We start from the raw sequence: 22,755 nt of genomic DNA, 5'->3' as shown, positions 1-22,755 counted from the left end.
TGCGGGGAAACCAGCACGTCCGGATCTAACTGAGAGGTGCGAAGGATAATACCTTCCATCGACTCAACCAACCGCTCGTGACGCAGAGGATTTGAATTGATTCTGATGTCACCGGAATATTGATATCATCCATCAACCCACCAACCCCAGCGGTTGAAACCGCGTCTACACAAACAAAACCCGCAAGGCAAGGGTTGAAGAATCGTAGCGTAGCGGGGCGTAAGCCATCGCACATTGCTCTCAAATTCCATATTTCTTAGTCCGCGGAGGCGGACATGGTTTGTGTAGATGCGGTTTCCAACCGCCGAGGATTTGAATGGTAGCTAATTTTTAGCGGGATAAAGGGGCGTGGGGTCGATCGAACCTGTGCGGTTGAGTGGCCAAAAACGCACAATTGCCCTACCAATGATATTTTGCTTGGGTACAAAGCCCCAATAATGACTGTCACAGCTTGCATTGCGGTTGTCGCCGAGCACCAAGTAAGAATTTGGAGGTACAACTACAGGCCCGTAGGGATACTGCGGAATTTCTTCAATATATTTTTCCTGTAGCGGCTGCTTGTTAATAAAAACTTTTCCCTCTCTGACTTCCACACTGTCCCCCGGCAGTCCGATTACTCGCTTGATATAGGCATCTTTGATCGGTGGCGGCTGTCCCGTGCACAAACTAGCCTGGTCAGGAGGCATAAATACGATAATATCTCCTCGCTGGGGCTCTTGGAATCGATAGCTGACCTTATCTATAATTAATCGATCGTTAATTTGTAAGGTTGGGAGCATCGAGCCGGTGGGAATGTAGCGTGCTTCGGCAACCAGGGTGCGGATACCAAAGGCTAAGAATGCTGCTAAGCCGATCGTCTTAATTCCTTCGATCCAAGGATTTTCGGTGTCTTGCGGGGGTTTTTCGTCGGCTGACTTGTCTAGACGAGTCATAGGGTATTGTAGTGACTGAGCTGGATACGAATTATAAACTTAATAATGCTTCCATGCTAGCACGCTGTTTACTCAATTAATGATATCTTATGACTCCCCAATCAAGTTTGTTAATCCGTCGCGCTCGCATTCTTTTGCCAAATGGTGAGTTTTTGGTAGGAGATGTGCAAATCTGCGATCGCAAAATTGTCAAGGTTGCTGCGGAAATTGTCGAATCGGGCGATCGAGAAATAGATGCCAAAGGCTTAACTCTGTTACCCGGAGTAATTGATCCCCAGGTACACTTCCGGGAACCGGGTTTAGAACACAAGGAAGACTTATTTACCGCTAGCTGTGCTTGCGCTAAAGGCGGCGTGACATCGTTTCTGGAAATGCCGAATACGCGACCTCTGACCACAACCCAAGCTGCCTTAGATGATAAACTAAGTCGCGCTGCCGAGAAGTGTTTGGTGAACTATGGCTTTTTTATTGGTGCAACGCCCGAGAATTTGCCGGATTTGTTGAATGCGAATCCGACTCCGGGAATTAAGGTGTTTATGGGTTCGATGCACGGGCAGTTGTTGGTGGATGGAGAAGCAACTTTAGAGGCGATTTTTGCTGCAGGCGATCGACTAATTGCCGTGCACGCAGAAGACCAAGCTAGAATCAACCAGCGTCGTCAAGAATTTGCTGGTATTACCGATATTGCAGTTCACTCACAAATTCAAGACAATCAAGCTGCTTTGTTAGCAACTGAGTTAGCAGTAAAACTTTCTAAAAAATACCAGCGTCGGCTGCATATTCTGCACCTATCGACAGGAGAAGAAGCTGAGTTTTTGCGCCAGGAAAAACCGAGTTGGGTAACGGCCGAAGTAACGCCGCAGCATTTGCTGTTAAATACCAGCGCTTATGAAACTATTGGCAGTTTCGCTCAAATGAATCCGCCTTTGCGCGAGCCCCGCGATAACGAAATACTTTGGCAAGCTTTACTCGACGGCGTAATTGATTTTATCGCCACCGACCACGCGCCGCACACATTAGCAGAAAAAGCTCAAGAGTATCCCAATACACCGTCGGGAATGCCCGGAGTCGAAACTTCTTTGCCTTTGATGCTGACGCAAGCAGTAGAGGGAAAATGTACAGTGGCGCAAGTTGCTAATTGGATGTCGGCGGCAGTTGCTAAGGCTTATAATATTCCGAACAAAGGGGCGATTGCTCCGGGTTTTGACGCCGATTTGGTATTAGTTGATTTGGAGAACTACCGCCCGGTGGTCGGCGCAGAGATGGCGAGCAAGTGCGGCTGGAGTTCCTTTGAAGGTTGGAGTTTGACTGGATGGCCAGTTGTGACTGTTGTTGGAGGAAAAGTTGTTTTTGAAAATGGTAAATTGGATACAAATGTGAGGGGAGAAGCATTGACATTTGACGCTGAGGAAGCATGACTTTAACTCAAGTGTTATAATTGGGTATTCCTGCATCGCAAAGGCGATATTACCCATGCTTCTCCAAGAACTAGAAACACAACTCCTGGCCTTAACTCCGACGGAGAAAGCTGAAGCCATCCGGCTTTTAACCCAAAGTTTAAACAATAGCTGGCCAGGAATTACCAAAACTCCCGACGTGTGTGGCGGCGATGCTTGCATTGCCAAAACTAGACTTCCCGTTTGGCTGTTCGTGAGTTTGCGCCGTCAAGGTTCAAGTGATGCTGAACTTCTACAATTTTATCCCCAGTTGAATGCTGCAAACTTAGTAAATGTCTGGACTTATGCTGAGGCTAACTCAGAAGAAATTGAAACAGCACTCCGAGAAGAAGCAGCAGCAATGATGCAGGAAGTATAATTTATGGCACGTCTCTATGCAGATGAACAGTTCCCGTTTCCTGTTGTGGCATTGCTGCGAAATTTCGGTCACGATGCCCTGACTATTCAAGAGGCAGGAAATGCCGGAGATGATGACCCGAAGTATTAGCCTTTGCTGTGAATAACGATCGGGCGGTTATGACGCAAAATCGCCGGCATTTCATTCGCTTGCACGCTCAACAACCAAATCATGCTGGTATTATCGTGTGTACAGACGATAAAAATCTAGAAAGGTTGGCAACACGCATCAATGATGCTATTGCTGGTGAGGAAAATTTGAGAGGTAAATTGATTCGAGTCAACCGCCCGCCGCCGTAAGTTCGATCGCCTTTTCTCAAATTTCCAATTGCCAATCCAATAAGTCGCCATTACCAATCACTTCAGCTTGCCGCCCCTGATCTAGATAACTTAAAGAAATTTGCAAATATTTTTCTGGTTTGTAGTGCAATCTTTCCGCCCATTCGATCGCCACAATTCCCAAATCCATTTCTAACCCGTCCCAATAACTTTCTAAGTGCAAAGCCTCCGCTTCTTCGGGTTCCAGTCGATACAAATCTAGATGATACAGCGGAATTCGCCCTGTAAAATACTCGTTAATCAGCGTGAAAGTAGGACTTTCGATCGAGTCTGAGATTCCTAAACCTTCAGCGATGCCTTGAACCAAGGTAGTTTTGCCCGCACCTAAATCTCCTTGTAATAAGATGACAGTGCCGGCGGGGAGCGATCGACCTAACGCAAAACCAAAATTGTGCGTAGCTTCAGCATCTGGAAGTGAAAGTATCATATTAGTCATTAGTCATTAGTCATTAGTCATTAGTCAACAGTCAACAGTCAACAGTCAACAGTCAACAGTCAACAGTCAACAGTCAGCAGCTTAAATGTTCTGGGCGCGGCCGTACCAACGCAGCAACATCCCCGCCAACCTTTGAGAATTGTGGCGAATTAAACCTGTATTTTTATCTTCATCCATCACATTTGCGATGACAATTCGCCGCCCCAATTGCGCTACGGCTTCTCGATCGAGCACAACCGGATAAGAATCCTCCTGAGAATAGCGGATCAAAGCCTTTGCAGAAGGGACTTTTCCTTGAACGACTACAGCATCGAACAGCGGCCTGCCGCAAGCGCGGTCGATCGCCCGAATGTGGTCTGCAACACTGTATCCGTCTGTTTCCCCCGGCTGAGTCATAATATTGCACACATAAATGCGCGGAACTTCGCTATTGGCGATCGCATCAGCAATTTCCGGCACCAACAAATTCGGAATAACACTCGTATAAAGACTCCCCGGCCCAATAATGATAAAATCCGCTTCCCGAAGTGCTTGGGCCACCTTGGGCAACGCCGGAGGATTAGCAGGAGTGCAGCCAATTTTGAGGATTTTTCCGTTAGCTTTTGTAATGCTGGACTCCCCCTCAATCCTCCGGCCGTCCGCCAGTTCTGCCCACAAAGAAACGTCGCTCAGAGTAGCCGGCAGCACCTCTCCCCTAACTGCTAAAACTTTAGAACTCGCGGCGATCGCCTGTTCCAAATCTCCAGCAATATCGCTCATCGCCGTCAAAAACAAATTCCCAAAACTGTGACCCACCAAACCATCACCGGCCTGAAAGCGATATTGAAATAACTCAGTCAATAACTTTTCCTCATCTGCCAAAGCCGCCAAACAATTGCGAATATCTCCCGGTGGCAATACCCCAATTTCCCGCCGCAGCCGCCCGGAAGACCCCCCATCATCGGCCACCGTGACAATAGCAGTGATTTTGGCACTGTAATCCTTCAATCCCCTAAGCAAGTTAGAAAGACCCGTACCGCCCCCAATTGCCACAATTTTCGGGCCGCGGTGCAAGCGGCGGTGGTTGAGGAGTCGATCGACCAATTCCTCGTTGCCTTCGGGCATCAGCACTTGAGTAATAGAGTTCAAACTGCGAGTTTGCCCCCACAGAATTAACAAAATCCCGCCAGCAATGATGATCGGCCCCGACACGTAATTGGGAATAACTTCCGCAATCCACGCCAAAAAATTTCTCAACAATTGCAATAAGAAGAAAATGGGAGTCATCCCAGTCCAAATTGCTAAACCCAAAGTGGCAAGTACCACGCCGCTGGCACTGATCAGCAGCCACCGTTTCACTAACAGTCCGGGTGCTAACCACTTAAACCACTGGTGAACTCGCCCGTTCCGCAAAGAAGGGGCGTAAGGATTTCTGGAACTGGCAAAAACCTGCTTGGCTTTAGCCAAGACGCGGAGGGCTTTAGGAAGTGAACTAATTGACATGGTTAATTAGTCTTAAGGGTATTGGAACAGCTCGAGCTGACAAATTTACAATACAAGAGAGTTTTGATTCTGGCAGTCAATTGAAGTAATTAGTTATTAGTCATGAGTCATGAGTCATTAGGTAGACTGATGACTGAGGACTGACAACTTATTGATAACATCCTATGGCTGAGCCACTAATCGAACTCAAAGGGGTAAGTAAGTCCTTCGGCCAGAACCCGATCCTCGATCGAGTCGATCTGAGGATTTATCGGGGAGAGGCCCTGGCAATTATTGGCCCTTCCGGGACGGGGAAATCTACTATTTTGCGGATAATTGCCGGTTTGTTGGCCCCGGATGCCGGCGAGGTTTTTGTTCAGGGACAGCGCAGGGTCGGATGGGTGGACGACGTGGCAGATCCGATCGGAATTGGGATGGTGTTTCAGCAAGCGGCTTTGTTTGATTCGCTGACGGTGGAGGAGAATGTCGGTTTTTTACTGTACCAGCATTCTAAGCTGCCGCGCCGCCGGATTCGGGAATTGGTGGAGGAAAAGCTGGAGATGGTGGGTTTGCCGGCAATTGGCGAACGCTATCCGGCGCAGTTGTCTGGGGGAATGAGGAAGCGGGTAAGTTTTGCCCGCGCTATCATGGCGAATCCTGATAATGACAGGGATAATCCAGAGGTTTTGCTGTACGACGAACCGACGGCGGGTTTAGATCCGATCGCTTCGACGGTAATTGAAGATTTAATCCGCGACTTGCAGGCGGCCCAAGGTGTTTGCAGCACTTATGCGATCGTCACTCACCAAGACAGTACCATCCGCCGCACTGCCGATCGCATCGTGTTTCTCTATCGAGGCAAAGTGCAGTGGGAGGGAACTGTCAATGACATTGCATCGACAGATAATTTACTGATCAGACAATTTTTTAGCGGCAGTGTTACTGGGCCGATTCAAGTGATTGGATAGTCAATTGTCACTTGTCAGTGGGCAGTTGTCAGTTGTCAGTAGGCCGTGGTTAATTGTTTGTATTGTTGGGAGATAGTATATGTCACAAACAAACTTTCAGAAGTTAGATGTTTATAAATTAGCTGAAAAATTAGCTGATGAAATTTGGAATATTGTTATAAAATGGGACGCACTAGCAAAAGATACGGTCGGCAAGCAAATTATTCGCTCGGCTGATAGTATTGGTGCTAATATTGCTGAAGGAGATGGTCGAGGTAGCTATCAGGATCATCGGAGATTTATCAAGATTGCCAGAGGTTCTTTATATGAAACAAAGCACTGGTTGAGACGGGCTTATACTAGGCAACTACTAACAACTACGCAAGTAGAAATACTCAAACCAATTATTGACGAACTGTCGCCCAGGCTAAACGCCTATCTAAAATCTATAGGCAACACATCAGACAAAAATTAACAACTATCAATTGCCAACTGCCAACTGCCAACTGCCAACTATCAACTGCCAACTACCAACTGCCAACTGCCAACTGCCAACTGCCAACTGCCAACTGCCAACTGCCAACTGCCTAATGAGGTAATATGCGATCGCGAACTGTAAGAGAAGGTTCTGTCGGGTTCTTAATTTTAGTAGGAATCGGTTTATTTGGTGGCTTAGTGCTCTGGCTGCGAGGCGTGCAGCTAGGGAACCGCAGCTACAAATTCGCCGTAGAATTTGCCAGCGCCCAAGGAATGCAAATAGGTACGCCCATCAGGTATCGCGGGGTTGCAGTCGGTAAAATTACCGCCCTCCAACCGGGTTCCAACGGCGTAGACGTGACGCTGGAGATTGCCCCCGGTACTTTAGTGATTCCCCGGGATGTGGTGATCGAAGCGAATAAATCCGGTTTAATTGGCGAATCGTCGATCGACATTACCCCCAACTCGATTTTGCCAGAATCATTACTTACCGCAAATCCAGTTAGTGCCGACTGTCCCCCAGAGATTATCTGCCAAAATTCGCGCTTAAAAGGTCAAGCTGGAGTCACTATCGACGAACTAATTCGATCCACAGTCCTCCTAGCTAATTTATACACTGACCCCGCGCTGTTCAACAATATTAAATCAATTGCAGAGAATACAGCCAACACAGCTAAAGGTGCAGCTAAACTCACTCAAGATTTATCGAATTTAACTCAAGCTGCCCAATCCGAAATAAAAACTTTAAATCAATCTGTCAGGGGAGATATTGGGACATTGAATCAATCGGTAAAAACCGAAATAGCAAGTTTAAATCAATCATTAAAGGGAGAAGCAAGCACCTTAAATCAATCATTAAAGGGAGAAGCAAGCACCTTAAATCAATCGCTCAAGACGGAAATATCAGCAGTCGCCGCTGATGTTTCTAAAGTAGCAGCTACGGCGGACACATCCACAAAAGCCGTATCTGCCGCTGTAATAACTTCTGCTAATTCAGTAACTCAAGCAGCCAATCAAGTTACATTAACAGCTAATCAACTCAATTCTTTAGTCGCAACCAACCGCGCCAGTTTAGTCTCAACTCTGAATAACATCAATCAAAGCAGTCAGGAACTGCGGGTAGCTGTTAGCAGTTTGAGTCCGACAATAAATCGAATCAACCAAGGACAATTGCTGAACAATTTAGAAGTTTTATCAGCGAATGCTGCCCAAGCTTCTGGTAGTTTGCGAGATTTATCCAGCCAGGTAAACAATCCCGCCACTTTGCTATTATTGCAGCAAACTCTAGATTCAGCACGAGCTACATTTCAGAACGTGCAGAAAATTACTTCCGACGTAGATGATTTGACAGGAGATCCGGCTTTCCGCAACAATATTCGCAGGTTGTTCAACGGATTGGGAGGCTTGTTGGGTTCGACAGAACAACTGCGACAGCAAGTTAAAGTGACTCAAACATTAGCTCCCCTTTCTGAGAAAGTAAATGCGAGTACACGTGCCAGAAATCAATCAGTAGAGCCTGGATTTCCCAGCTTGAACAAACAGCAAAAATTGCCTGTTATACCTTCTCAAACTGCCAGGTCAGCAGAACCAGTAGAGCCATAAAATACCCCTTAAAACAGGGTATAATTGAATAACTGCAATTGCAAACTTCGCGACATCCTCTATTTAGTAAGGTGGGCAATACGCACTCCGATTACAGCTATTCAATAAGGTGCCGCTTTCGCACTAGGCATTAAAGATATTGTCCAAATCCTATTAACAAAAAACTCTTGCTCTCGAAACCAGGAAAACCAATGACGCCAACATTATCGAAACCGGACGCAACCAAAACCCAGTATACTATCACTTGGGAAAAATTGCCAGACGACTTTAAATTACCAGACGATCCTGTGGAAAACATCGACCAACCACTTTTAGCCGCCGCCCTGCGAGAAGCCTTGGATCTCGCAGGATTTATCCTAGCTTCAATGCTAATAGCTTCCAATTTTGGACTCTGTGCCAAAGTTAACGACAAAACAGTAGTAAAAGCACCGGATTGGGTGTACGTTCCCTCGGTATTGCCAGCAGAACCAGGAGAAGTTCGCCGCAGTTATACGCGCAATGCTGAGGGAGAAGTACCTGCTGTAGTGATGGAATTTTTATCAGATACTGACGGTAGTGAATATTCAAATAAACCGACATATCCTTACGGAAAATGGCGGTTTTATGAGCGAATTTTGCAAGTACCAATTTATGTAATTTTTGAACCTAAATCGGGAGTATTGGAAGTGTACAGACTCTCGACTTCGGGAGAATACGAATTGCAAGAACCGGATGCTAATCAGCGATTCTGGATAGAATCAATGGGTTTATTTCTGGGGGTTTGGGAAGGTGAAAAATCTCAGAGAACTGGTTACTGGTTGCGCTGGTGGGATGAGAATGGCAATTTGCTGCTGTGGGGTGCGGAACGGGTGGAACAGGAACGCCAGCGCGCCGAAGAGGAACGCCAGAGGGCCGAAGAGGAACGCCAGAGGGCCGATCGACTAATGGCATACTTGAGAAGCCAAGGCATCGATCCTGATGGCATTTGAAGGTGTGGGAGGTCTATCGGCCTTTCTGCCCTTAATCCAATCCCATTTTGATTGCACAATCGAGTCAGCAAGGGCGTTTTAGATTAAAAATAACCACAATTAAGGAGCGAGCGGCATGACTGCAACAAAATTAGAAGAAAAATTAGATCGGCTTTCTGATGAATTAGCCTCAGCACTAGAAGCGGAACGCCAGCGTGCTCCTGAACTCACATCTTTGCTACCGCGTTACCGAGATCGGTTTGGCGAAATGTCAGAGAGTAACGGCTAAAAAGTAAGGGTGCGATCGCGCTTGATCGATCTCGATCGTCCGCGTGTTATTGTCACCTAAATGTCCTTGACAAATATGAGATTTTGTGCAGGGCTATAATTGGTTCCAAATTTTCAATGGCGAAGGGCGATCGTTTTGCGATCGAACTTGGGCAATCTAGAGATAGGCGCTTCTTGAGTGCCTGGAAAACAGCGAGGCCAAGACTTAGCAATGGAAAGTACACAGAAAAAATCTAGTGATAGTCGGGTTCGTAAGGGCGATCGAACTAAGCAGATTTTTGCCTTAGTATCAATGGTTGGCTTTGGTGGTTCGGCAATTTTTGGTATGGTGAGTCTGTTCGGCAGCGGTTTGAGTAGCGAGCACCAACAAAAATCTGCTCCGGTAGCAGTTTCTCAGGAATCTTTGCTGGCGGCGCAGGAACGGGGATATGAGACGGTTTTGCAGCGGGAACCGCAGAATCAGACGGCTCTGGAGGGGTTGGCAAATGTGCGGTTGCAGATGAATAATCAGGTGGGGGCGATCGAGCCTTTGGAGAAGTTGGTGAAGTTAAATCCTGACAGAGCTGATTATAAGGTATTGTTGGGACAAGCGCGACAGCAAATGGATGGAAAAAATAAAGCGAATAATTAGTTACAATAAGTTAAACATTTACTATATTATATGCCAGTTAAATGCAAAGTTTGCGAATCTGATTCCCATCATTTGGCCCAGGGTAAAGTTATGGGAAAATATGATGTAGATTATTTTCAATGTTCAAACTGCGGATTTGTTCAAACTGAGGAACCATACTGGTTAGAGGAAGCTTATTCTCAGCCAATAGCGAGCAGTGATGTTGGCTTAGCGTTCAGAAATTTGTCATTTTCACAAATAACACAAAATTTATTATTTAACTTCTTTAATCATCAGTCAAGATTTCTCGACTACGGTGGTGGCTACGGCCTATTTGTCAGGCTGATGAGAGATGCCGGATTTGACTTTTACTGGCTAGATAAGTTTTGTCAAAACATATTTGCTCAAGGATTTGAGATTAATGCAGCCGCAAATAACCAATTTGAATTAGTGACGGCGTTTGAAGTATTTGAGCATCTGGTTCACCCCATGGATGAGCTGGAAAATTTGTTAAAAAAATCCCGAAATATTTTATTGAGCACAGAATTGCTGCCAGAAAGCAATCCTAAACCTGATGAGTGGTGGTACTACGTGCTTCACGAAGGTCAGCACGTTTCTCTTTACACAGCTAAAGCTCTTTCCATAATTGCTACTAAATTTAATCTCAATTTCTACTCAAATGGTTCGTCTCTGCATTTACTAACAGAAAAAGAATTGCCGGACGATTTATTTCAACAATTGGCAAAAGGAGGATTAGCAGCGGTTAATAAAGCGTCGCTTTTACAGAATGACTTCTTAAAAGCTGTTAGCCAAATTACTAATATTCAACAGCCAGCAAAGATACAACTTGCTCAAATAGAAGAGGAAGGCGACTCGCGAAGCGGGTTAACAATCCTGATTGACGGTGTATTCTTTCAAATGTACAAAACAGGAATTTCCCGTGTTTGGAGGTCGCTACTAGAAGAATGGGCAGAAAATGGTTTTGCAAAGCACATAATTGTATTGGATAGGGTGGGGACATCGCCAAAAGTTCCGGGAATTAGGTATTACACCGTGCCTGCTTATGATTATAGTAAAACAGAGGCTGACCGCGAAATGTTACAGCAAGTCTGCGATGAAGAAGGTGCAGATTTATTTATCTCCACTTACTATACAACGCCAGTATCAACCCCTTCTGTGTTCATGGCTTATGACATGATTCCTGAAGTTTTAGGAGCTAATTTTGATGAACCTATGTGGCGAGAAAAGCATTATGGAATTCGCCACGCATCTGCATACATTGCTATTTCAGAAAATACAGCACGCGACTTAGTAAGATTTTTTCCAGCTATTGCCGAAGACCCTGTAACAGTCGCTTACTGTGGAGTAGAAAGCCTTTTCTCACCAGCCAGTCCAGAAGAGATGAGGAATTTTCAAATTAAGTACGGGATTTCAAAACCATACTTTATGTGTGTTGGTGGTGGGTTGGGTCATAAAAATTCTATTTTATTCTTCCGCGCTTTTGCTCAACTTGCCAGCAAACAAGGCTTTGAAATAGTATGTACGGGGAGTGGAGCTTTATTAGAAGAAGAGTTGAGAAATTATACTTTAGGTACTGTAGTTCACAAGCTTCAACTTGATGATCGGGAGTTGAGATTAGCTTATGCCGGTGCTGTGGCACTGGTTTATCCATCGAAATATGAAGGATTTGGCTTGCCTATACTGGAGGCGATATCCTGCGGTTGTCCCGTCATTACTTGTCCTAATTCTTCTCTTCCAGAAGTGGCAGGCGAAGCGGCATTATATGTGAATGATGATGATGTTGATGGATTGGCTAATGCACTTTGCGAGGTACAAAAACCGAAGGTTCGCAACTCATTAATTGCGGCTGGATTGGAACAAGCTAAAAAGTTCTCTTGGTCAAAAATGGCGAAAACGATTAGTTCAGCACTGGTTGACGCAACTCTAGTGCGTTTAAACTTGAAAGATATTAATCTAATTGTTTTTCCAGATTGGACGCAGCCAGAAGAGTCTCTGGGTTTAGAATTGGAACGAGTGGTGAGATCGATCGCAACTCACCCAGACAAAAGCAAGATGGCTCTCTTAGTAGACACCAGCAATATTTCTGACGAAGATGCTAATCTTGCTTTATCAAGCGTAGCGATGAATCTTTTAATGGAAGAAGATTTAGATGTTTCTGATGTGCCAGAAATTTCACTGATTGGACAGTTGAGCGAAAGTCAGTGGTCAGTTCTGATGCCGCGCCTGCATGGGAGAATTGTATTGGAGAATGAGAATAGAGAGGCGATCGCTCACGCAAAAGCACAGAACATAGCCTTATTTGAATTAGACAGCTTAAAAATATAAAATTCCATCCTCTGTTTCCTTAAGTCCTTGTTGCTACAGCATCTATATTTCCTCATCTGTTTCTTGTGAGACCGCAGATAACTCTGCTTCTAATTGCTCAATCGTTGGTAAACTACTTTGCAAATATTCAGGTAAAGCCTCCCTAAGTTGATAAGTCGAAACACTCATCGGCTTGTTCAGATCGCGCAGGGCATATTCTACAACCGTCTGGTTCTTATTCTTGCACAAAATGATACCAATGCTCGGTCGATCGTCAGGGTGTCGTAACAGGTCGTCCACTGCCGAAACATAAAAATTCATCTTTCCCGAAAACTCTGGCTTAAACTCTTCTATTTTAAGGTCAATCACCACAAAGCAACGCAATCGCAAGTGATAAAATAACAGGTCAATGTAAAAATCATCTCCGTTAATTTCCAAATGGTACTGGCTGCCCACGAAAGCAAATCCAACTCCCAACTCTAGCAAGAAATCGCGGATGTGGTTGAGTAAGCCACGCTCTAAGTCGCGTTCTTGTGATTCCTCTCCCAAACTAAGAAAGTCAAAATTGTAGGGGTCTTTTAGGAGTTGTTGGGCTAGTTCTGATTGCGGTTTAGGGAGAGTGTTTTCAAAGTTAGTAATTGCCTTTCCTTGCCGATTGTACAGCCTGCTTTCTATTTGATGAACTAACACATTCCGACTCCAGCCATACTGAATTGTTTGTTGCACATACCACTCGCGCTCGGCTGAGTCTTTAACTGTCTCCAAAATGCGGACATTATGCCCCCAAGGAATTTGTGCAACAACCTGTTGCACAAATTGCTCATCAGGGTATGCTTCAGCAAAAGTTCGCATATACTTCAGGTTACGTGATGAAAAACCCTTAATTTCTGGAAAAAATGAGCGCAGATCCGTAGCTAGACGATCGATGACTTTAGCACCCCAACCTTGCTGTTGTTGTCGCTGTAAAATATCCACCCCTATTTGCCAATACAATAGCACTAACTCACGATTGACAGCCAGTGCAGCACGAATTTGAGCTTGTCTAATCCGCTCCTTTAAATCGCGTAAAAACTCGTCATAGGCGACTTCTGGTGACAGATTATTGGTCATAGGGCTAACAATTCCTGTAAAATAAGATTGCTATAGCTGACAAATTTATGTCCAGGTAATTAACGATTTTTGTCCAGATAGATCTGCCACATTTGCTCGTATGCTTTCTCCATCTCTCGCGTAAATTGCTTGCCATTCCACAGCGGAGCAGTTTGTCGTGACTGTCGCAGTTTCCAGGATATTTGCTGGCGCAGAGCTGCGTCTTTCCCCAAGCGAATTCCCCACTCGACATACTCTTCATCAGTCCAAGCAATCCCTTCCGAAATACCCGCATTCATCATCATTCCGTAACTGTTGCGACTAGAAAACTGTTGCCCTACTCGTGTCACCAAAGGAATGCACATCCAGAGAGTTTCCATTGTGGTTGTAGCTCCGTTGTAGGGGTAAGTATCTAGCACCACATCAGCAATACCTAAATTAGCCCGGTGTACTGCCTCTGAAGGAGCGTGAGGCAAAAATCGCAAGCGATCCGCACTCACCCCCTCTGATTCCGCAATCTGAATAAAAAAGTTTTTTAGCGATTCTTGCTCAGCAAACCATTTAGTTACAAAGTAGCTATTCGGGACTGCTTTAATAATTTGCATTTGCAGCCGAGCTGTGTTGGGATTGTATTTGTATCCCATCTGACTGCAGTAGTATATGACGGCATCGCTAGGAATATCCAGCGAATCCCGTCGAACCGTTGGCACTCCCACTTCAAAACCATCTACTGCTAGATAAGTGGCAGGCAATCGCCATATTTTTTCCGCATAGTAATCCTGTGCTGATTCGGGTAAAACGTAATTATCTGCAATATAGTAATCAACATTTGGTACGCCAGAAGCATCCCACCCCAGCCAACTAATTTGTACAGGGGCAGGCTTAATTGCCATTACCTCACAGTTAGTATTCATCGTAATGCTATCAAGATCGATCAATATATCAATTTCATCTTCGTGAATTTTTTCAGCAGCTTCAATACCCGAAATACCTAGTTTATAAGCTTGGTCAGCTTTACCAATATACCATTGCTGAATGGGATCATTTGTCAGTTTTGCTCCTATTAGATAAGCACATATTTCAAAGCGATCGCGGTCGTGATGTTCAAACAACCAGCGTGCCAGCCATCCTACAGAATGGCTACGTAAGCAATAAGATAAATAACCAACTTTATAACGTCTTTTTTCATTACCTCCCTGAAGCAGAGGCAACGAGCGATGGCGACACTTCTCTACTATTGGCTTAGCATAATTTTCAACATTTGCTTGAAAAAGATTACCAATTTGGATGCGAATTATCCCAGCTTCTTGAGGTCGATCTTCAAAGTAAGGAAGGAAAAATAACGAACTCATCAAGCGAAGCGCAGCAGCCGAATCCAGATTAGTCGGAGCTTCCTCAATAATAGCCCTCATCATTAATTTGTGTGTCTCAAAGGCTGACCAAGCATCTTCCCAATTACCACCAGCCAGCATCAGTCCGCGCAGCAGCAAATGATTGGCAAAAATTTTATCTACCAACTGTTCCATCACTGAGAAGCAAATCTTAGCAGTTTCTATCCCTTTAGAAAAATTTCCTATATCTTGGTAAAAACTAGCCAATGCCCGCAAAACTTCTTGGTGTTTAGCTTCTAACCGCAAGGCGAGTTCCACATAACGGGTCGCTAAGTGAAATTGCTTTCCTGAATATGCGATGTCATAAGCAAAGTAAAGTATATTTTCAATAACAGGTAGAGGTTCTTTAACATGGTTAAAACAAGCTTCTGTAAATTCAAATGATGAAGGGTGGAATGGAGCAACATCTAAAACGGTCTTCCAGACTTGCAGCAACAGGTCGTAGTCTAATGCTATTGGAGGCTCGGACTTCAGAAGCTCGACGATCGTGCCCAAAGCGTCTGATTCTTCACCTCTGTAAGTTTTCCGCAGGATGGAAAGTCCCACCGAATGCAACAGGTTATTAATATCCCCAGGATTGATTTCTCGGATGTGCTGCCGAATCGCCCAAGCTACTTCATAATTTACCAAATCCAGCCGTTGTCGTTCAGCCTCAGCTTCCAGCACTTGTAACAGTTCTGCGGTCCAGAGTTCAATTTCTTCAGATTCACCCTCAGCCATTGCCAGCAGCCAAGTTGTTTGAGCTTCTGCTTCTTGTTCTTGCAACAGCAATATCAATCCTAAGTGCCAGTAGTAAGATTTAACGCTTGGTTGCTCTGTAATTGCCTGTTCGTAGAGGATTGCTGCCTGAGCGTAATTTTCTTTAAGCAGGAGTTGCTCGGCTGTTTGCTGCCAATCGGGCGCCAGTGCTAATAAATTGTCAGAAATCATAAACTCAGCCAAAAAAATCAGTTTCCTATCTACAGTAAAGCGGGCAGCATCGATAACGCTAACCCGCTTTTTCGTACTTTTTCACAAGCATGGCTTGTGTACTAAGCTGTTACTTAGTAACAAGCGTCATACTGGCGGGACAAACACTACTGCTACCAGCAAGAGCAATAGTTGCAGGAGCTCCAACCCCCGTCGTTTCACAAAGGATTGTCTGTGTGCCTGAAGCCCCTGAAGCATCGGGGAGTGTCACTGCTACGGCTCCTCCATATCCCTTCAGTGTAGTAAGATTCTTAGGGGTAGCGGCCGAAGTTGATCCGCCGTTTGTGCCCGTACCACCATCGCTAAGGGTGTATGTATAGTTGGTGGTGTCTGTTTTGAGACCAAGACCCAACACACCGACATCTGTTGTAAACTTGGTGTTTTCTGCATAGTAAGCCTGCGTACCCTTGTTAAGGGAACTGATATACTGCTTGGCTTCTGTCTGCTTGGCTTTGTTTGCTTGACTGAGGAAGGAAGGCAAAGCAATAGCAGACAAAATACCGATGATGATGATAACAACCAGCAGTTCAATCAGTGTGAAACCCTTATCCTGTCTTCTTTGGTTGATGTGTTGCAGGAACTTAGCTTTAAATTCAGTCTTCATAAGTCTTTTCTCCGTGAGGGGTGGGATGCTCGATTTCTAACTCTTATATGTAACTTACCCAGTTATCGGCGCTTTAATATCACCCCAAACTATTTTTTTTTTCAAATCCTAGCTCTAAGGCTCCAAAAGCACATACAGAAAGACTTCTAGCCTAATCAACAGTTCCTTGACTTCCTCAAAGGCAGTCTGCTCACTAACAGACTCTAGGTTAACACCGCTCAGGGAGCGGATCGATCGCCACTTCTCCACGATCGACACCACAGACTGTGGCCCATCCCAAAGAGGTAGCAAACAAGCCGCCATTGTACTCTCGATCGCGACTGGCCCTAGAGTTGGCACAATAATATAACGGCTAATCTCAAACGGCGTCTGGCTCTCAATGCAATTACTCAAGTCTTCCCTCACCTGGGAAGTCCTCAATTGAGGGTGCAGGTGTACCCGTGCTTCCCGCCATTGAGCCTGAGTCCATTCCGCAACTGGCACAAAAGCCTGAGCCCGATCGGGATTGCCGCACCAGAAATCAAACAAACGGTGCAGGGGATGTAACAAGTCAAATAAATGCAGCCGCTCTTCCAGAGAAGCTTCTGGCAGACTCATCGCCAAAAACGGAGGCAAATCATCTGGCTCTTTGAACAAATCCATCAACTCCCACCTGCGCCAAGCCACCATACTGATAAACTCTAAATCAGCACCTCTCAACATAGCAAACACTTCAGGAATGGTACAACCTTTATCACCCACTAATAAATAGTTAGCCATAATCCATCCCTCATCCTGCGCGCGATCGGAATTCCAGGTGAATGCCTTAAGCCCTACTTCATCTTGTAATGCTTCCATTGTTTCCCGGACTATTTCTATCTCCAATTCTCCCGGAGAGCCATTCATTAATCCCATTGCTTTGAAAGCAGCTTGAGCGCGAAATACTCCGGCTCTACCATTTGAACTGTGAAGGTTGGTGCGGATAATTCCGTCTGGAGACAGAACCGATTTCATTGCTTGCAATCCAGCAACAGCGTCGGGCAAAAGATACAGAACTTCGTCAGCATTGATATAGTCAAACTGTAACCCTAGACTTGGTAATTCTTCTATCTTCAAAGCATAAAACTCTGCATTAGCAACCCCATGATACTGTAAACGTTGCTCAGCTAGTTTCACAGATTCTTCTGATAAATCGATTCCTACTATTTTCGCTCCCGGATTGGCTATAGCTAAAACCAAGGATTTATAACCGGTGCCGCATCCCGCATCCAGGATAACTTTACCTTCTGTATTGATAATTTTTCTATTTCTGAAGTAGTAAGCAGTGACAAGATTATGAAGGTAGAGCAATTCACTGTTGTCTTTTGGAGATTGTTCCAGCGGGATTCTGGGATAAGGAGTATTGTCAAATTGCTGGCGAATGTTTTCTATTAACTCTAAATTTTGGTGATCCATGTTCAATTACACTCAACGCTGGCAAATTACCTTAGTATCTCAGAAAATCGCCGATCGCCCGCCGGGCCGCAACACATACTTGCAATAATACTCTCAAAAACCGATCGCCCAACCAACTACCACGTCCATGAACACCAACATCAGCCCCATCCTCAAAGTATTCACCCTTTCCGCCGCCCTTTCCCTGGCCATCAAGTACGCGGGGCCTAGCCTATCCATACCCTCTACGGACCTCAACGCCCTAATCGCCGTCTTTACTCCGAGTATCATCTTAGCTGCCATCCTCGGCTGGCGATCGCGCCAACAGCCAAGATAGGGGATGGAGGGCGATCGCGCCCAAAGACGAGTTAAATTAAACCAGGGGCGATCGAACACTCACACCAAAACCCCTCGATGCCCAGCAATATAGATGAGACAGACAATCACATGAATCTAGCCACCTTAAATCTGAAACCCTTAAATTTGCTAATTTTTCCTGATTGGAACCAACCCGAAGAATCTCTTTATTTAGAGTGAGAACTAATTATTAGGAGTCTGGTAAATCATCCCGATCGCGATTTCCTAACTCTTTTAATAGATGTGAGCGAAACTTTAGAAAAATCCGAGTTAAATGCAAGTTTAATTGTCTGAGGGATTGTGATGAATCTTTTGATGGAAGAAGATTTAGATATTAACGCAGAACAGGAAATTATTTTATTAAAAAACCTCAATCGAAGCCAGTGGAGCGATATTTTGCCACAGATTCAATATCCAATTAAGCTGAATGCGGAAAATCACTAATGAATGCGGAAAATCACTAAGCAATAGCAGAATCTGGAACCACACAAATTCCAGTATTGGAACAGAACTTCGTGATATCACCCTTGACTCCCATCTCAGCATAGTAAGCCGGCTGACCCTTGTCGAGCGAGGCGATATACTACTTGGCTTGGCTTCAGATTGCTTGGCTTTGTTTGTTTGGTTGAGGAATGCAGGCAAAGCAATAGCCGAAAGAATACCGATAATCATGATAAATACCAACAGTTCAATGAGCGTAAAACCTTTATCTTGTCTTCTTTGATTGAAGTGTTACAGGAACTTGGTTTTTAATTCAGTTTTCATGGTTTGTTTCTCCTTGAGGGGTGGGGTGCTTGATTTCTAACTCCTGAATGTAACTTACTCACTTTCGTTCCTTCTCAAATCACCCTGTACTAAAAAAACTTAGCTAGGGCGGGGTGAACGCTCCAAAAGCAAGTAAAGAAACACTTCCAGCCTACTCAAGACTTCTTTAACTTCCTCCCAAGCTGCCTCTTCGCTGACAGGCTCTAGAGTAACGGGATGCAGGGGTTTGAGCTTTAACCAGCGTTCCACAAGGGACTTCGCAGGACAAGCGCCCTCCCAAAGCGGTAGCAAGCAAGCAGCCATATTACTTTCTAGGAAGATAGGTACTAAAACGGGCAAAGTGACATAACGGCTAATCTCGAAGGGTTGTTGGCTAGTGATGCACTGGATCAAGTCTGCTCTGGCCTGGGGAGTTTTTAGCTGAGGATGCAGGTGTACCCGCGCATCCTGCCAGTCATATAAAGTCCATTCAGCAACCGGCACAAATGGCTGTGCCCTATCGGGATGAGCGCACCAAAAGTCAATTAAACGGTTGACGGGATGTAACAATTCACATAAATGCAGCCCTTCTTCTGTAGAAATTTCTGGCAGGCTCATGGCTAGAAAAGCAGGTAAATTGTCTTGCTCTTTGAAAAGATGGAGCAAGTCCCATTGCCGCCAATTCACCATACTGACCAATTCTAAATCAGCGGCTTGCAGTGCCGAAAACATTTCAGGGATAGTGTAGCCTTTATCGCCTTGAAATAAATAATTCATTAGCATCCACTCTTCACTCTGGGCGGCATCGGGCTTCCAGGTGAGTCTCTTGAGAAGGACATCATCTTTCAAAGCGGTCATAATTTCTCGGGCTAATTCCATTTCTAACTCTCGGGGATTTTCGTCCATCAATCCCATCATTTTGAAAAGTTCCTGAGCCCAAAAATAGGCAAACCTCTGTAGCGAACTGTGGAAATTAGCACGAATTATTCCCCGATCTTTTAGCACAGACTTAAGTGTTTTCAATCCCGCCTTTATATCTGGCAATAAATAAAGAACTTCGTCACTATTAATATAGTCATACTCTAATCCTAATTCAGGCAAATCTTCAATTGAAAGCACATGAAACTCTGCATTCTCAATCCCATGATATTCGAGACGGTGACGGGCTAAATTAACCGATTCTTCTGATAAGTCAATACCAACTATTTTAGCGCCGGGATTGGCTTCTGCTAAAGTCAAGGATTTATAGCCGGTGCCACAGCCTGCATCTAAAATAATTTTTCCTTCTGTTTCAATAACTGTTTGATTTCTTAAATAGTAAGGTGTTATAAGGTTATGAATATAGAGAAGCTGGTAGTTATCTTTAGGAGATTGTTCGAGTGGGATTCTCGGGTAAGGAGCGCTGTTAAATTGCTGGCGAATTTTTTCTACGATGTCAGATTTTTGGTTGTTCATTCTACATTGCTCCCGCTACTAACAAATTGCGCTGTGACATACGTTAATTTTAGGATGAGAAGGTATCTTAATCTACGCGGCGCCCTAAAGGTAGTTGCGATCGCACTTTTGCCCAAAGCCCACGCGGCACAACGGCAGGGACTGGGCATAATAGTGAGGGTCAATATTTCCAGCCCCCGCGCAAAAACAAATTATACAACCCACTACCACCTCCATGAACACCAACATCAGCCCCATCCTCAAAGTATTTACCCTCTCCGCCGCCCTTTCCCTCGCCATCAAGTACGCAGGGCCTAGCTTATCGATACCCTCTACCGACCTCAACGCCCTCATCGCCGTCTTTACCCCCAGTATCATCTTAGCTGCGATCCTCGGCTGGCGATCGCGCCAACAGCAGCAGTAGAGACGCAATCAAAAAGTGCGATCGATCTACACTAGGTCTAAAGACTATGTTTTAGCCAAAATCTTAATTCCCCGTACAGCTTATCAAAACCAAAGTTGAGGCACTCACCATGATTCAAATTATACCTGAATTAGTAACATTCGATGAATTCATTGACTGGTATCCTGAGAATTCCGAACACCGCTACGAACTGCACAATGGAGAAATTGTTGAAATGCCAAAAGCAACAGGTAAACATTCTAAAGTTGCCGGTTTTACCAGCGGCTGGTTATTTCTCGAAATAGAACGCTTAAACCTACCCTACTTCATCCCCAAAGAATGCGTCATCAAACCCATGCGCGAGGAATCGGGATATGAACCAGATATAATTGTACTTAACGAACAAACCATTGGAAACGAGCCGCGATGGGAAAAATCATCAATTATCACAATGGGTTCAACAGTCCCCCTAATCGTCGAGGTAACTAGCACTAATTGGGGTGATGATTATGCCCTAAAGCTTGAGGCATATGAGTCAATGGGTATTCAAGAATATTGGATTATAGACTATCTAGGATTGGGCGGCAGACGGTTTATTGGCAACCCCAAACAACCCACTTTTTCGGTTTACCAACTAATTGACGGCGAATACCAAGTCAAATTGTTCAGAGGCGGCGAGGGTATTGAGTCCCGAACTTTCCCCGAATTGAAGCTGACAGCGCAGCAGGTGTTCGCCAAAGGGAATTGAGGAGGCTGCTTATGCTGATGTCCGAGTAGAGGTATCCGATTAAAGATGCGATCGCCCGCATCTAAGGTATCTTATAGAGATGCGATTTATCGCTTCTGGGCTGCAGAGCAATTACCAAGCTGCAATTCCCAATACCCTATTCCTCAATCTAAAATCTAAAATCTAAAATCTAAAATCTAATGAAGCTAGGACAGTGGATGGGCTTATTAGCCCTCATCGCATCTTGTTACATCCTGTGGCAAATCAGGCAGGCCCTACTGCTGCTGTTTGCCGCCGTCGTCTTAGCCACCGCCTTAAACAGACTAGCACGGTATTTACAAAAATTCGGACTCAAAAGATCGATCGCCGTACTCTTATCAGTTAGTTTCCTAATCCTCGTATTCGTAGGCTTATTCCTGATAATTGTACCGCCCTTTACCCAACAGTTTCAACAACTTACCCAAAGAGCCCCTCAAGGAATAGAAAGATTAAATCAGTGGATTGATCAATTTGAGGGTCGCTTTTCAGGACAATTTGGCCAGCGGCTACCAAATCTTGATGTTAACGACATCATGCAACAACTGCAACCTTTATTCAACCAACTCGTCGGCGGTGCAGGAGCCTTTGTCGGCAACACATTAGGCGTTATCCTCAGCTTTTTGCTCGTCATAGCTTTGACCTTGATGACATTAGCAGAACCTCTATCTTACCGCAAAGCATTCATCCAGCTATTTCCCTCTTTTTATCGGCGACGAGTGGATGGCATCTTAGATGAATGCGAAATAGCTCTCGGTCGATGGGTAATCGGCGCTCTCATTAGCATGAGTGTGATTGCTTTTTTGAGCTTAATTGGTCTGTCAGTCTTGCAAGTTCCCCTACCGCTAGCTCACGCTGTAGTAGCAGGATTTCTTAACCTAATTCCCAATATAGGCCCCACTCTGAGCGTCATCCCCCCAATGACGATCGCACTTTTAGATTCTCCCTTACAATCAGGTTTTGTCCTAATCCTTTACTTTCTAATTCAACAGTTTGAAAGCAACGTCCTCACCCCCTACGTCATGGCACAGCAAGTATCACTGCTGCCAGCAGTAACATTAATAGCTCAAGTATTCTTCGCCACCTTCTTTGGATTTTTAGGATTATTGCTAGCTCTCCCCCTCACCGTTGTAGCTCAAGTTTGGATTAGGGAAGCCCTCATTAAAGATATTCTAAACCAGTGGAGTGCCAGTCCTAAAACCTTAGCAGCAATCGATTCTGCTATCAATGAAAAACATGAATCTATAGGAGTCACCGAAACCCTGCCAGAAAAATATTTACCAGAACAGAAACCAGACATCCCCGATCATTCTGAAAATGACGCTCCTGAAAATCAATAATTAAGAGTTGTAAGGAGTAAAGTGTTTATGG

The 22,755-nt window shown here is 44.9% G+C and carries 23 protein-coding genes and 2 pseudogenes; 15 read left to right on the top strand and 10 right to left on the bottom strand.

The window, feature by feature from the left end; all coding sequences use genetic code 11:
- Positions 1-323: 323 nt before the first annotated feature.
- The gene (gene lepB, locus QUA43_RS18920) at positions 324-932 is read right to left on the bottom strand and encodes a signal peptidase I (RefSeq protein WP_333375854.1); all 609 of its coding nucleotides are present in this window, start codon (positions 930-932) and stop codon (positions 324-326) included.
- An 89-nt stretch (positions 933-1,021) separates the two neighbouring features.
- On the opposite strand from lepB, the gene QUA43_RS18915 reads away from it, so the two are divergent.
- From QUA43_RS18915 to QUA43_RS18905, 3 genes and pseudogenes are all read left to right on the top strand, one after another.
- Positions 1,022-2,350: a dihydroorotase gene (locus QUA43_RS18915; RefSeq protein ID WP_333375853.1), complete on the top strand. Its 1,329-nt coding sequence runs from the start codon at positions 1,022-1,024 to the stop codon at positions 2,348-2,350.
- Between the two features lie 55 nt (positions 2,351-2,405).
- Entirely contained in the window at positions 2,406-2,747 is a 342-nt protein-coding gene (locus QUA43_RS18910) for a DUF433 domain-containing protein (RefSeq protein ID WP_015174644.1), read from the top strand.
- A gap of 3 nt (positions 2,748-2,750) precedes the next feature.
- Positions 2,751-3,085: pseudogene (locus tag QUA43_RS18905) on the top strand (DUF5615 family PIN-like protein).
- Between the two features lie 16 nt (positions 3,086-3,101).
- On the opposite strand, the gene tsaE reads toward QUA43_RS18905, so the two are convergent.
- Both tsaE and QUA43_RS18895 read right to left on the bottom strand, forming a co-directional pair.
- Complete coding sequence (gene tsaE / locus QUA43_RS18900) at positions 3,102-3,551, bottom strand: tRNA (adenosine(37)-N6)-threonylcarbamoyltransferase complex ATPase subunit type 1 TsaE (RefSeq protein ID WP_333375857.1); 450 nt, start codon at positions 3,549-3,551, stop codon at positions 3,102-3,104.
- A gap of 90 nt (positions 3,552-3,641) precedes the next feature.
- Entirely contained in the window at positions 3,642-5,042 is a 1,401-nt protein-coding gene (locus tag QUA43_RS18895; protein ID WP_333375852.1) for a gluconeogenesis factor YvcK family protein, read from the bottom strand.
- Positions 5,043-5,206: 164 nt separating this feature from the next.
- Here QUA43_RS18895 and QUA43_RS18890 point away from each other — a divergent pair, with 164 nt between their 5' ends.
- The 7 genes from QUA43_RS18890 to QUA43_RS18860 all read left to right on the top strand — a co-directional run bounded on the left by QUA43_RS18890 (position 5,207) and on the right by QUA43_RS18860 (position 12,238).
- A complete protein-coding gene (locus QUA43_RS18890) occupies positions 5,207-5,989 on the top strand; it encodes an ATP-binding cassette domain-containing protein (RefSeq protein WP_333375851.1) in 783 nt (260 codons plus the stop codon).
- Positions 5,990-6,068: 79 nt separating this feature from the next.
- A complete protein-coding gene (locus tag QUA43_RS18885; RefSeq protein WP_333375850.1) occupies positions 6,069-6,443 on the top strand; it encodes a four helix bundle protein in 375 nt (124 codons plus the stop codon).
- 125 nt (positions 6,444-6,568) lie between these two features.
- Entirely contained in the window at positions 6,569-8,047 is a 1,479-nt protein-coding gene (locus tag QUA43_RS18880; RefSeq protein WP_333375849.1) for an MlaD family protein, read from the top strand.
- 191 nt (positions 8,048-8,238) lie between these two features.
- Positions 8,239-9,015 carry a Uma2 family endonuclease gene (locus QUA43_RS18875; RefSeq protein WP_333375848.1) on the top strand — a complete coding sequence of 259 codons (777 nt, stop codon included), beginning with the start codon at positions 8,239-8,241 and terminating at the stop codon, positions 9,013-9,015.
- 115 nt (positions 9,016-9,130) lie between these two features.
- Positions 9,131-9,283 carry a hypothetical protein gene (locus QUA43_RS18870; protein WP_333375847.1) on the top strand — a complete coding sequence of 51 codons (153 nt, stop codon included), beginning with the start codon at positions 9,131-9,133 and terminating at the stop codon, positions 9,281-9,283.
- A gap of 177 nt (positions 9,284-9,460) precedes the next feature.
- Positions 9,461-9,913 carry a tetratricopeptide repeat protein gene (locus QUA43_RS18865; protein ID WP_333375846.1) on the top strand — a complete coding sequence of 151 codons (453 nt, stop codon included), beginning with the start codon at positions 9,461-9,463 and terminating at the stop codon, positions 9,911-9,913.
- 90 nt (positions 9,914-10,003) lie between these two features.
- Positions 10,004-12,238, top strand: coding sequence for a methyltransferase domain-containing protein (locus QUA43_RS18860; RefSeq protein ID WP_333375845.1), 2,235 nt, complete (start codon positions 10,004-10,006; stop codon positions 12,236-12,238).
- 42 nt (positions 12,239-12,280) lie between these two features.
- Here QUA43_RS18860 and QUA43_RS18855 read toward each other — a convergent pair whose 3' ends face one another.
- From QUA43_RS18855 to QUA43_RS18835, 5 genes are all read right to left on the bottom strand, one after another.
- On the bottom strand, positions 12,281-13,327 hold the full coding sequence (locus QUA43_RS18855) for a PDDEXK nuclease domain-containing protein (protein WP_333375844.1): 1,047 nt from the start codon (positions 13,325-13,327) through the stop codon (positions 12,281-12,283).
- Positions 13,328-13,386: 59 nt separating this feature from the next.
- Entirely contained in the window at positions 13,387-15,627 is a 2,241-nt protein-coding gene (locus QUA43_RS18850) for an O-linked N-acetylglucosamine transferase family protein (RefSeq protein WP_333375843.1), read from the bottom strand.
- Positions 15,628-15,736: 109 nt separating this feature from the next.
- Entirely contained in the window at positions 15,737-16,270 is a 534-nt protein-coding gene (locus QUA43_RS18845) for a type IV pilin-like G/H family protein (protein ID WP_333375842.1), read from the bottom strand.
- 114 nt (positions 16,271-16,384) lie between these two features.
- Complete coding sequence (locus QUA43_RS18840; protein WP_333375841.1) at positions 16,385-17,704, bottom strand: methyltransferase domain-containing protein; 1,320 nt, start codon at positions 17,702-17,704, stop codon at positions 16,385-16,387.
- 93 nt (positions 17,705-17,797) lie between these two features.
- Positions 17,798-18,079 (bottom strand): hypothetical protein, encoded by a 282-nt coding sequence (locus QUA43_RS18835; RefSeq protein ID WP_333375840.1) that lies wholly within the window; start codon positions 18,077-18,079, stop codon positions 17,798-17,800.
- A gap of 18 nt (positions 18,080-18,097) precedes the next feature.
- Between QUA43_RS18835 and QUA43_RS18830 the strand changes: the two genes are divergently transcribed.
- Together QUA43_RS18830 and QUA43_RS18825 are read left to right on the top strand one after the other, a co-directional pair.
- Positions 18,098-18,220 carry a hypothetical protein gene (locus tag QUA43_RS18830; RefSeq protein ID WP_333375839.1) on the top strand — a complete coding sequence of 41 codons (123 nt, stop codon included), beginning with the start codon at positions 18,098-18,100 and terminating at the stop codon, positions 18,218-18,220.
- Between the two features lie 123 nt (positions 18,221-18,343).
- A complete protein-coding gene (locus QUA43_RS18825) occupies positions 18,344-18,484 on the top strand; it encodes a hypothetical protein (protein ID WP_333375838.1) in 141 nt (46 codons plus the stop codon).
- Between the two features lie 147 nt (positions 18,485-18,631).
- On the opposite strand, the pseudogene QUA43_RS18820 reads toward QUA43_RS18825, so the two are convergent.
- Both QUA43_RS18820 and QUA43_RS18815 read right to left on the bottom strand, forming a co-directional pair.
- Positions 18,632-18,805, bottom strand: a pseudogene (locus QUA43_RS18820) (pilin); the annotation flags it as partial.
- A 99-nt stretch (positions 18,806-18,904) separates the two neighbouring features.
- Positions 18,905-20,239, bottom strand: a complete 1,335-nt coding sequence (locus QUA43_RS18815; protein ID WP_333375837.1) for a class I SAM-dependent methyltransferase — start codon at positions 20,237-20,239, stop codon at positions 18,905-18,907.
- Between the two features lie 214 nt (positions 20,240-20,453).
- Between QUA43_RS18815 and QUA43_RS18810 the strand changes: the two genes are divergently transcribed.
- The 3 genes from QUA43_RS18810 (at position 20,454) to QUA43_RS18800 (ending at position 22,724) form a co-directional block, all read left to right on the top strand.
- Positions 20,454-20,642, top strand: a complete 189-nt coding sequence (locus QUA43_RS18810; protein WP_332984302.1) for a hypothetical protein — start codon at positions 20,454-20,456, stop codon at positions 20,640-20,642.
- 109 nt (positions 20,643-20,751) lie between these two features.
- On the top strand, positions 20,752-21,369 hold the full coding sequence (locus tag QUA43_RS18805; RefSeq protein WP_333375836.1) for a Uma2 family endonuclease: 618 nt from the start codon (positions 20,752-20,754) through the stop codon (positions 21,367-21,369).
- Positions 21,370-21,548: 179 nt separating this feature from the next.
- Positions 21,549-22,724: an AI-2E family transporter gene (locus QUA43_RS18800; RefSeq protein ID WP_333375835.1), complete on the top strand. Its 1,176-nt coding sequence runs from the start codon at positions 21,549-21,551 to the stop codon at positions 22,722-22,724.
- The last annotated feature ends 31 nt before the right edge of the window (positions 22,725-22,755 follow it).

This window comes from Microcoleus sp. N9_B4 (assembly GCF_036701635.1).
In the GTDB taxonomy this organism is placed as follows: domain Bacteria; phylum Cyanobacteriota; class Cyanobacteriia; order Cyanobacteriales; family Microcoleaceae; genus Microcoleus.
The sequence above is the reverse complement of the archived record's forward strand: the minus strand, read 5'-3'. Positions and strand labels throughout refer to the sequence as shown.